11 protein-coding genes are annotated in these 9547 nt (G+C 72.8%); 7 read left to right on the top strand and 4 right to left on the bottom strand.

The features are described 5' to 3' along the window. Nucleotides 1-76 precede the first annotated feature (76 nt). From ACFVDP_RS23640 to ACFVDP_RS23665, 6 genes are all read left to right on the top strand, one after another. Nucleotides 77-1570, top strand: a complete 1494-nt coding sequence (locus ACFVDP_RS23640) for a VWA domain-containing protein (RefSeq protein WP_383492818.1) — start codon at nt 77-79, stop codon at nt 1568-1570. Continuing rightward, on the top strand, nt 1567-2532 hold the full coding sequence (locus ACFVDP_RS23645; protein WP_383492821.1) for a hypothetical protein: 966 nt from the start codon (nt 1567-1569) through the stop codon (nt 2530-2532). Before ACFVDP_RS23640 ends, ACFVDP_RS23645 begins: the two co-directional genes overlap by 4 nt. Beyond that, the gene (locus tag ACFVDP_RS23650) at nt 2529-3851 is read left to right on the top strand and encodes an ABC transporter substrate-binding protein (RefSeq protein ID WP_383492823.1); all 1323 of its coding nucleotides are present in this window, start codon (nt 2529-2531) and stop codon (nt 3849-3851) included. The genes ACFVDP_RS23645 and ACFVDP_RS23650 overlap by 4 nt, the downstream gene beginning before the upstream one ends. 106 nt (nt 3852-3957) lie before the next feature. After that, nucleotides 3958-4293, top strand: coding sequence for a CU044_2847 family protein (locus ACFVDP_RS23655; protein WP_383492826.1), 336 nt, complete (start codon nt 3958-3960; stop codon nt 4291-4293). Nucleotides 4294-4317: 24 nt separating this feature from the next. Then, nucleotides 4318-4968, top strand: a complete 651-nt coding sequence (locus tag ACFVDP_RS23660; protein WP_383492829.1) for an alpha-ketoglutarate-dependent dioxygenase AlkB family protein — start codon at nt 4318-4320, stop codon at nt 4966-4968. Nucleotides 4969-5037: 69 nt separating this feature from the next. Continuing rightward, nucleotides 5038-6294, top strand: coding sequence for an ROK family protein (locus ACFVDP_RS23665; RefSeq protein ID WP_383492832.1), 1257 nt, complete (start codon nt 5038-5040; stop codon nt 6292-6294). 56 nt (nt 6295-6350) lie between these two features. Here the strand turns inward: ACFVDP_RS23665 and ACFVDP_RS23670 are convergent, their stop codons facing one another. Genes ACFVDP_RS23670 through ACFVDP_RS23685 form a run of 4 tightly spaced genes read right to left on the bottom strand, consistent with a single transcriptional unit; the run spans nt 6351 to nt 8886 of the window. Further along, nucleotides 6351-7274 (bottom strand): phosphotriesterase, encoded by a 924-nt coding sequence (locus tag ACFVDP_RS23670; RefSeq protein ID WP_383492834.1) that lies wholly within the window; start codon nt 7272-7274, stop codon nt 6351-6353. Continuing rightward, nucleotides 7268-7852, bottom strand: coding sequence for a DUF4865 family protein (locus ACFVDP_RS23675; protein ID WP_383492837.1), 585 nt, complete (start codon nt 7850-7852; stop codon nt 7268-7270). Before ACFVDP_RS23675 ends, ACFVDP_RS23670 begins: the two co-directional genes overlap by 7 nt. Nucleotides 7853-7865: 13 nt before the next feature. Further along, nucleotides 7866-8273 carry a cupin domain-containing protein gene (locus ACFVDP_RS23680; RefSeq protein WP_383492840.1) on the bottom strand — a complete coding sequence of 136 codons (408 nt, stop codon included), beginning with the start codon at nt 8271-8273 and terminating at the stop codon, nt 7866-7868. Nucleotides 8274-8283: 10 nt separating this feature from the next. Continuing rightward, nucleotides 8284-8886, bottom strand: coding sequence for a TetR/AcrR family transcriptional regulator (locus tag ACFVDP_RS23685; RefSeq protein WP_383492844.1), 603 nt, complete (start codon nt 8884-8886; stop codon nt 8284-8286). A gap of 213 nt (nt 8887-9099) precedes the next feature. Between ACFVDP_RS23685 and ACFVDP_RS23690 the strand changes: the two genes are divergently transcribed. Then, nucleotides 9100-9399: an SHOCT domain-containing protein gene (locus tag ACFVDP_RS23690; protein WP_383492846.1), complete on the top strand. Its 300-nt coding sequence runs from the start codon at nt 9100-9102 to the stop codon at nt 9397-9399. Nucleotides 9400-9547 lie beyond the last annotated feature (148 nt).

Below are 9547 nucleotides of genomic sequence, written 5' to 3' on the forward strand. Positions count from 1 at the left end.
TAGGCTCCCCTGGTCCGCACAGGACACACACGACACAGGCAGCCAACAGCTGTGACGAGGGAGTCGTGAGAGATCGATGGGGGACTTACCACGTGCGGCGCTGAACTTCACCATGGAGGTACACGCGCCGGGGGATCTGAGCCGTGACGCCGACCGCGCCGACGCGCTCATCACCGTGCACGCCCGCTCGCCCGAAACCACCGAGACCACCGAGATCACCGACGCCGGAGTCGACGCCGGAGCCGGGGCCGACAGCACACCGCTCACCGCCGAAATCCTCATCATGGACCGGTCGTTGTCGATGACCGGCCTGCGCAAGATCGACGAGGCCAGACGGGCCGTCTGCGCGGCGATCGACACGCTGCGCGACGGCACCCTGTTCGCCGTCGTCGCCGGCGACCACGAGGCCATCGTCGTGCACCCGCCCGACGGCCGCCCCGTGCCCGCCGACGAGACCAGCAGGCGCGAGGCGAAGGCAGCCGTGCACGCCGTGCGCGCCCAGGGCGGCACCCGGATCGGCAGCTGGCTGGAGTGCGCCCGCCGGCTCTTCGACACCGCCGCCGTCACCGGCGTACGCCACGCGGTGCTCTACACCGACGGCAAGGACGAGCACGAGACGCGCGCAGAGCTCGACGCGATACTCGACGCGTGCAGCGACCGGTTCATCTGCGACGTGCGCGGCCTCGGCGGCGACTGGGAGTACCGCGAACTCCACCGCATCGCCCAGGCGTTGCACGGTTCGAGCGTGGCCGTCATCGACATCGCCGATCTCACCGCGGACTTCGAGGCGCTCATGCACGAGGCGCGGCGCGTCGTCGTTCCCCATGTGTATCTCGGCCTGCGGTTCAGCGAGCTGTTCACCCTCGACAAGGTCCGCCAGACCGCCCCGGTGGAGGCCGATCTGACGGGCCGGCAGCAGTCGTACGAGGAGGGCCTCCACATCCCGCTCGGCGCCTGGTCGCCGGGGCTGCGCCAGTACCAGATCACGCTGCGCCTCGACCCCGGGCGGGTGCCCTTCGACACCGATCTGCGGGCCGCCTGGATCACACTGCATGCCGAACACGGCGTCGGCGCCGGGCGGGTGGGACTGCTGCCCACGGTTCCCATGAACGTACGCAGACGATCGATCCCGTCCGGCGCGAGCACCCGGTCGCCCGAGCTCACGCGAGTGGGGCAGATACGCGCGCTCGGCATGGCGATGCGTGCCTGCACCGACGCGTACGAGGCCGGGGACATCGGCCGCGCCGACCGGGAGCTGCGGACGGCGCTGGACCTGGCCGACGAGCTCGGTCAGCGGCGGAAGGCGGCGGAGCTGTGGGCCGTGGCGGAGAAGGACCCGCGCGACCGGGTGATCCTGCGGCGCGACGTGACCCGCGCGGAGATGCAGCGTCTGGCACTCGACTCGACACGGACCGAACTCCCGGTCGATTCCATGCCTGTTGACGCTTTGGACGCTGTGGGCGCCGACAGCACCACCCGCTGCCCGCACTGCAATGAGCGACTGCCCACGCGCCGAGCGAGGTTCTGCGAGGCGTGCGGCCGCAACCTCGACACCGGATCCGGCACATGACCGCCACGGCCGCCGAGCCGCCCGCGACCGGCCTGCGCTCCCTGCTGTCCGAGGCGTGGCAGGACCTGCGCACCGCGCACCCCGTCCGGATCCTGCGGCTGCTGCGCACCGGCATGCTGGTGATGGTGTGCGCGACCGCCGTCGTCTATCTCGTCACCGCCACGCAGGGCGGCCAGGAGGTCGCGACGGTCCGGCAGAGCAGGGCGGCCGCCGTCCAGCTCAGAGATGCGCAGGACGCGGTCGGCCCGGCGAAGAAGGCCCTGGACGGAGTGAACAGAACCACTCAGATCGAGATGACCGGCCCGGGCCACGACTTCGAGAACACGACCGCGCGCATCGGAACCCTGCTCACCGCCGCCGCCCAGGGCAACGCGGCCGGAGCCACGGGACGCGCCCAGTTCCAGTTCGTCCAGTGGCAGCTGCTCATCTGTCAGCAGCTCGTCAACACGGCGGTGAGCGACTACCCGCGCAACGGGCAGGAGGGCGTCGACAGCGCCGGCGGCAAGCTGACCGCGGCGCGTCTGAAGGACCCCGACACCGGTCGGGAGGTCCCGGGTACCGGCGGTCTCAGGGACTCCATAGAAGACCTGCGGAACCTTCAGAACGCCGGTCTGGCGCGACAGCACGACGCCGGCTGGCTCGATCCCGTCCAGCTCTGGGGCGTGGCCCTCGCTCCGCCGGCCGTGATGCTGCTGCTGTTCTGCGCCACCGCCCGGGTCCTCGCGCTCCGCTTCCGCCGTCGGGTCGGCGGCCGTCTGCTCGCCACCCTCGGCGTCACCGTGGCGGTCACCGCCGTCTCCGTGGGCCTGACCATGTGGGACGAGGCGCGGCTGGCACCGCACCCGGCCGCCGGACATCCGGCGGTCATGGCGCTCGTGCTGCTCGCGCTCGCCGTCGCCGGCGTCCTCAACCACCTCGCCTACCGGCCCCGCCTCGCCGAGTACAGGTACCCGCGCCCATGACGACACTCACGACAACGCCCAGGCGGCGTAAGGCTGTTGGCAACGCGCTCCGCGCCCGGCTGTGCCGACTCCTCGCGCCGTTCGCCCTGCTGGTGGGGCTGACCGCCTGCGCGGGCTCCGGCGAGCAGCATGTGACGGTGATGGTGCCCTGGGACGGACAGGACGAGTTCGGCGCCTTCTACTCCGTCGTCAAGGACTTCGAGCACGACACCGGCATCAAGGTCGACGTCCAGGTCACCCGCGCGCTCACCCAGCAGCTCGACGCCGCGGTCACCGCCGACGCGCCGCCCGACCTCGCCGTCCTGCCGAGCCCCACGGCGATCGCCCGCTACGTCCGGCAGGAGGACGGCGCGAAACGAGCGGCCGTTCTCCAGCCGTTCGACGAGAAGACCGTCGACATCGGCGCGTATCTGGAGCCCTTCCAGGGCCTGGGGCAGGTCGGCGGCGCCACCTACGCCGTCCCCGTCAAGATCGACGTCAAGAGCCTCGTCTGGTACGACACCGAGACCACGGGCAAGCCCCGCACCGGCTCGACCGACGCCCTGAGCAGCTTCGCCCGGGAAGGCGGCCTCGGCTGGTGTCTCGGCCTCGCCTCCGGCCCGACCTCCGGCTGGCCGGGCGCCGACTGGATCGCCGACATCGTGCTGGCCGACGCGGGCACCGACGTGTACGCGCGCTGGGCGTCGGGCCGGCTGCCGTGGACGACCACCGCGATCGAGCGGGCCTGGACCCGGTGGCGCGCCCTCGTGGGCGCACCCACGCTCAAGAAGGCGTCCGATTACGGGTTCACCAAGGCGACGCAGGCGATGGCCGACCCGAAGCCCGGCTGCCGGCTCGCCCACGGAGCGCGCTCCGCCCTCGCCGCCGAACTCCAGAAGGAGCCCCGGTTCGACTTCGTCGCGCCGAGCGCCCACGCCCCGCTGGAGGTCTCGGGGGACTTCATCGGCATGTTCACCGACGACAACCCGGCCGCGCGCACGTTCGTCCACTACCTGTCCGGCGCACAGGCCCAGCAGACATGGGTCGACGCGGCGGGCTCGTCCGCGTTCTCCGCCCGGGCCGAGGGGATCGGCTACCGCAACGCCGTCCAGCAGCGGATCGCCGCGCTGCTGGAACCCGCCTCGGGCCACCCGCTGTGCTTCGGCGCCGCCGACCTGATGAGCCCCGACGTCGTCGCCGCCTTCTACCGGGCCGTCCTCGACTACGCCGGCGGGGACGGGGACGCCAAGACCCTGATGAGCCACCTGCAACAGGTCCAGCCGAGCCCGGACGGCACGGACCAGGTGCCCCGGGACGACATCTGCTCCGATCCGACCTGACCGCTCTCCACCCGGCCCGCTCTCCACCCGGCCCGCTCTCCACCCGGCCCGCTCTCCAGCCAGCCCACTCTCGACCCAGCCCGTTCACGACCGTCCGAGGAGCCCCGTGTCGTCAGAAACCGTCCATTTCGTACTCGCCGACGGAGAGACCACCGTCCTCGTCTCCGCGCCCCGCCTCGGCACCGGCGCCGCGGGGACCGGCGACCGGATGCGCCGCGCCCAGCAGTCGCTGCGCGACGCCCTCGCCCCGATCACCTCCGCCGCCGCCGAAGTGATCTCCGAGTTCCGCGCGCACGCCGAACGCCCCGAGGAGATCGAGGTGTCCTTCGGTGTGACGCTCGACGCGTCGCTCGGCGCCATCATCAGCTCCGCGAAGGCCAGCACCCACCTCGACGTCCGCCTACGCTGGAGCGGGTCGAGGAACGACGCCCCGGACACGTAGGGGCGCGAGAAGGGCGGTGCCGTGGTGAGCGGGGCGAGTGGTCTGTTCCCCCGGGAACGGCGCGAGGTCGCCCCCGGCGCCGTCCACGTACCGGACTGGCTGGGCCCGGCGGAGCAGCGCGACCTGGTCGCCGCCTGCCGCGCGTGGGCCCGGCCGCCCGCCGGGCTGCGCACGGTCCGCACCCCCGGCGGCGGCACGATGAGCGCGCGCCAGTGCGGCCTCGGCTGGCACTGGACCCCGCGCGGCTACACGCGCACGGCCGTCGACGGCGACGGTGCACCCGTCAAACCCATGCCCGAGGAGCTGGCCGCACTCGGGGCGCGCGCCGTCACCGACGCCTTCGGGAGCCCGCCCGGCGCCGCCTACGACATCGCGCTCATCAACTACTACGACGGACAGGCCCGGATGGGCATGCACCAGGACCGCGACGAGGACACCGACGAGCCGGTCGTCTCGCTGAGCCTGGGCGACGCCTGCGTCTTCCGGTTCGGGAACCCGCACACACGCACCAAGCCCTACACGGACGTGGACCTGCACAGCGGCGACCTGTTCGTCTTCGGCGGCCCGGCACGCCTCGCCTTCCACGGGGTGCCCCGCGTCCACGAGGGCACCGCGCCCGTCGAGCTGGGCCTGAGCGGGCGGCTCAACATCACGCTACGGGTCAGCGGCCTGTGACCACACGGAGTGAGGGGACGCCGTTCACCGGCTACCATTCCAGACCGTGATCAGGGCGAGGAGTTGCTGATGGGCGGCAGGGCGGCCTCCGGAACCGGGAGCCAGACGACGGGCGGCGGCACCGCACGGCCACCGCGTCTGGAGCGGGGCCGCAGCGCCCTCGGTCCCGCGCTCGAACTCGTCCACACCGGACGCGCGCCGACCCGCGCCGTCCTCACCGCCGAACTCGGGGTGACCCGCGCCACGGCGGGCGCGGTCGCCGCCGAGCTGGAGGCCCTCGGCCTGATCAGGATCGACGCCCGGCCGAGCGCCGCCGCCGGTTCCCAGGGCCGCCCCTCGCACCGCCTCTCCGTCGCCGAGGACGGTCCGGTCGCGCTCGCGGCGCAGGTCCACTCGGACGGCTACCGGGTGGCGCTCGTCGGGCTCGGCGGCCGGGTCGTCGCCACCACGCCGGGCTGCGAGATCATCGACCCCGATCCGGCGGACGTGCTGCGGTCCGTGGTGGAGGCGGGAGTCCAACTCCTGCGGTCCAGCGGCAAGGTCTGTGTCGGCGCGGGCCTCGCGGTGCCCTCCGCCGTGGCCGAGCCGGACGGCACCGCCCTCAACCCGCTGCACCTGGCCTGGCCCGTGGGCTCCCCGGTCCGGGAGATCTTCGCCGACTGCGTGCGCGCGGCGGGCCTGGGCGTCCCGGCGTTCGCCGCGAACGACGTCAACCTCGGCGCGCTCGCCGAGCACCGGCACGGCGCGGGGCGCGGCGCCCGCGACCTGCTCTGCGTCGCCACCGGGCACCGCGGTGTCGGCGGCGCCCTCGTCCTCGACGGGCATCTGCACACCGGCAGTTCGGGCCTGGCCCTGGAGGTCGGTCACCTCACCGTCAATCCGGAGGGCCGGCCCTGCCACTGCGGCAGCCGCGGCTGCCTGGACGTCGAGACCGACCCGCTCGCCTTCCTCACCGCGGCGGGCCGCACCCCCGACTCCGACGGCTCGCTCCTGCACCAGGCGCGCGAACTGCTGCTCACCGCCAAGGACGACCCCGCCGTCCGCACGGCCACGGAGGCCCTCGTCGACCGGCTCGGCCTGGGACTCGCGGGCCTGGTCAACATCCTCAACCCGGACCGGATCATCCTCGGCGGCCTGCACCGCGCCCTCCTCGACGCCGCCCCCGAACGACTGCGCGCCGTCGTCGCCGACCGCAGCCTGTGGGGCCGCAGCGGAGGCGTCCCCATCCTGGCCTGCACCCTCGACCACAACAGCCTGGTAGGAGCCGCCGAACTGGCCTGGCAGCCGGTCCTCGACGACCCGCTCGGAGCACTGACCGCGAGCTGACGCCGCTCGGGGGAGTCGCTCGGTACCTGATCAGTCGCCCGGTACCGGATCCCCTCTCAGCGCCACTCCACCGCGAACGCCGCCGCAGGATTGGCGACCAGCACCTGCTCGACGACGTCCTTGCCCAGGGCCTCAGTGAGGCGGGGCCGTACCCGGCGCAGCAGATACGGCATGCCGGGCCCGCCGCTCACCGACCGCGCGCCGGCGGTCGTCGTGTCGCCGCCGAGCAGCAGGCGGTGCGCGAACCCGGCCTCGGCGAGCGCCGCCATCGCGTCCGGCATCCGCCAGTCCGTCGCGTGGTTGGCCCGCGACGGCCCGTCGAAGGCCAGATACGCGCCCGAACGCGCGGCGTCCCGCTGGGTGACGAAGTCGGGGGAGCGGTTCAGGTGGCCGAGCAGAATCCGGTGCGGCGGCACCTCCAACTCCTCGCAGAGCAGGTCGAGTACGTCCAGCGCACCCGTGCCCAGCTCATGGTGGATCGCGATCGGCGCCCCGGTCGCGTGGTGCGCCTCGGCGGCGGCGCGCATGGTCCAGCGGGCGTGCGCGTCCAGCGCGTGGAAGCCTCCCGCCACCTTGATCAGCCCGGCGCGCACACCGCTGCCGCCGATGCCCTCGGTCAGCTCGCGCACGAACAGCTCGGCGAGGTCCGTCTTGCGCGCGGCCAGCAACTGCGGCGTGTAGTGCGCGGATTGATGCATCCCCGTGGCCGCGACGATCCGTACGCCCGTCGCCTCCGCCAGCGCGGGCAGTTCCGCTGCCCGCCGGCCAAGACCGTAGGGCGTCCACTGCACCACGGTCCCGCCGCCCACGGCGGCGTACGCGGCAAGCTCCTGCCGGGCCAGTCCGACGTCGTCCAGCTCCTGCCCCGCGAGCAGCGGACTGCGGAAGAAGAGATGGTCGTGGGCGTCGACGACACCGAGCCGGACCGGATCGATGTCCCCCTGGACACTGCGGACGGTGGCTGTCGCCGGGTTCACCATTGCTGTCCCTTCCGGAGCCGGTCCCGCTCGGGCTGCGAGACGTGCAGAACCTGATGGATGTCGCCGGGCGTCCGGGGCTCCGCGTGCTCCCAGACGGAGAACGTCAACAGCTCCCAGGTACGCGGATCGATCCCCGAGGCCGCGTACAACACCCCCTCCTCGGAGGCCAGTTCGGCCGTCTCCCGTGCGGCGTCCGCGACCAGGTCGGGCAGATGGACGGCGGCCCCGACCGGTGCCCGCTCGCACACGGCGACCCGTGCCCTCGCGCCCGACGCGGCCCCCTCCTCGTACGCGACACCGGTCCAGTGCTGCACGACGGGCCGTCCGAAGTCCCGCACGATGCCCTGGAATCCGGGACCCCACAGGAAGGAGTTCATCCCCTGCTCCGTGTTCCAGAGGTAGAACGGCGCGTAACTGTTCACCGGCGATCCTTGCACGCCGCGCTCCCGCATCAGATACGCCTTGGCGCCGAGCCCCGGGAAGTCGTCGAGCAAGTGCCCTTTGGCGGCGACCCGTTCACGGATGATGTCCATGTCGTAGTCGGCGGGCAGCGTGATCTCGTACTGCATTGCGTGCATGGTCGTACGCCTCTCAGTGCGCGGTGTCGGCGTAGGCGTCGGCGTCGTCGACATGGCGGCCCCAGCAGGTCGTCGTCCCGTCGTCGGCCGCTTCGACCGCCGCCAGATGCGTCATGAACGTCCCCGGCCCCGCGCCGTGCCAGTGCCACTCGTCCGGCTCGATCCAGACCGTGTCGCCCGCCCGGATCACCTCGACCTCGCCGCCCTCGCGCTGCACCCGTCCCTCGCCCGCCAGGACGTGCAGGACCTGGCCGTGCGGATGGGTGTGCCAGGCGGTGTGCGCGCCGGGCGCGAAGTGGACGTTGAACATGCGCAGCCGGGAGGGCAGTCCGGGCCCGGCGACCTCGTCCAGCCAGACCGCGCCCGTGAAGTTCTCGGCCGGGCCCGCCTGCGTGTCCGGGCGGTTGCGTGTGATGTGCACGTGGAAGTCCTCAGGCAGTCGGGGCGGGGGAGGGGCTCACGGGGGAGGGGCACAGGAGGGACAGCAGACCGCGTACGCCCGCGTCGAAGGCGTCCGTCTCGCCGGAGGCGCGCGCCAGAACGTATCCGCCCTGCACCGTCGCGACGATCGCCGCCGCGATCTCGCGCGGCACCAGGTGGGCGGCGAACTCACCGCTGTCCACGCCCTCCTGGACGACTTCGGCGAGCCGGCTCTTCACGTACGCGATCGTCTCGTCGACCGGACCGCGCAGCTCGTCGACGGCGATCACCTCCGGGTCCATGGTGAGCCGCCCGACCGGGCAGCCGCGCAGCACATCGCGCTCGCGCAGCAGATACGCCGCGACACGGTCGTACGCCGAACCGTCCGCACCGAGCAGCCCGTCGACGGTCGCCCGCATCTCCTCGCCGGTGCGGAGGATCGCGGCGAGCGCGAGGTCCTGCTTACCGGTGAAGTGGTGGTACATGCTGCCCTGCCCGACACCCGCACGCTGCAGGATCGCCTTCGGACTCGTGCCGACGTAACCGCGCTCCCACAGCAGCTCGCGCGTGGTCTCGATCAGCCGCTCCTGAGTGGTCATGAAAGGACCGTACATACTAGTAGTTACAGAAGGCAAGCCCTGTGGGGAACCCGTTGGGGGAGCGATGGGGCGCGACGGGGAGCAGCTGAGGACGCCGCGCGTACTCCCACGGGGGTACGCGCACTGCCGCTGGCCGTACGACGACGCGGACCCCCTCGCGGCGCGACGCTCGACTCATCACCAGCACCCCGCACCCATCCGCACGAACACTTACGGGAGACGAGTCAGATGGAGACCCTCGCGCAGTTCGGCCCCGGCGGCGGCCCGGGCCCGTGGATCCTGTTCGTTCCGCTGGTCTGGGCGGCCGTGGCGATCGGCGTCGGCACGCTGCTGCGCCGCACCGTGTGGCGCGGCCGCCGCGGTCCGTGGCACTCCGGCCCCGCCGTCGACGAGCGTTCGCCGATCGCCGTGCTCGGCCGCCGGTTCGCCGCCGGAGAGATCGACGAGGACGAGTACTGGCGTCGGCTGTCCGTCCTGGACGCGGAGTTCGGGCGGACCGCCACGGGCGGCAAGGGCGGAGCGCACTGACCCGCCCTCGTGCGGCGGTCCGCGCCACCGGCCGCGGCACAAGGGTGGGGACAGGCCCCCAGCCGGGACCCCCCCCCCCGTTCCGTGTGCCCCGGTGGGAACACCCCAAACAGAACTCTCCCTTCCCAGGCGTTCCCCCCCGACCCTT

The sequence above is a fragment of the Streptomyces sp. NPDC057694 genome (assembly GCF_042799415.1).
Classification (GTDB): Bacteria; Actinomycetota; Actinomycetes; order Streptomycetales; family Streptomycetaceae; genus Streptomyces.

Coding starts and splice junctions, on each gene's coding strand:
- ACFVDP_RS23640 (WP_383492818.1), top strand. CDS start 77: ATGGGGGACTTACCACGTGCGGCGCTGAACTTCACCATGGAGGTACAC.
- ACFVDP_RS23645 (WP_383492821.1), top strand. CDS start 1,567: ATGACCGCCACGGCCGCCGAGCCGCCCGCGACCGGCCTGCGCTCCCTG.
- ACFVDP_RS23650 (WP_383492823.1), top strand. CDS start 2,529: ATGACGACACTCACGACAACGCCCAGGCGGCGTAAGGCTGTTGGCAAC.
- ACFVDP_RS23665 (WP_383492832.1), top strand. CDS start 5,038: ATGGGCGGCAGGGCGGCCTCCGGAACCGGGAGCCAGACGACGGGCGGC.
- ACFVDP_RS23670 (WP_383492834.1), bottom strand. CDS start 7,274: ATGGTGAACCCGGCGACAGCCACCGTCCGCAGTGTCCAGGGGGACATC.
- ACFVDP_RS23675 (WP_383492837.1), bottom strand. CDS start 7,852: ATGCACGCAATGCAGTACGAGATCACGCTGCCCGCCGACTACGACATG.
- ACFVDP_RS23685 (WP_383492844.1), bottom strand. CDS start 8,886: ATGTACGGTCCTTTCATGACCACTCAGGAGCGGCTGATCGAGACCACG.
- ACFVDP_RS23690 (WP_383492846.1), top strand. CDS start 9,100: ATGGAGACCCTCGCGCAGTTCGGCCCCGGCGGCGGCCCGGGCCCGTGG.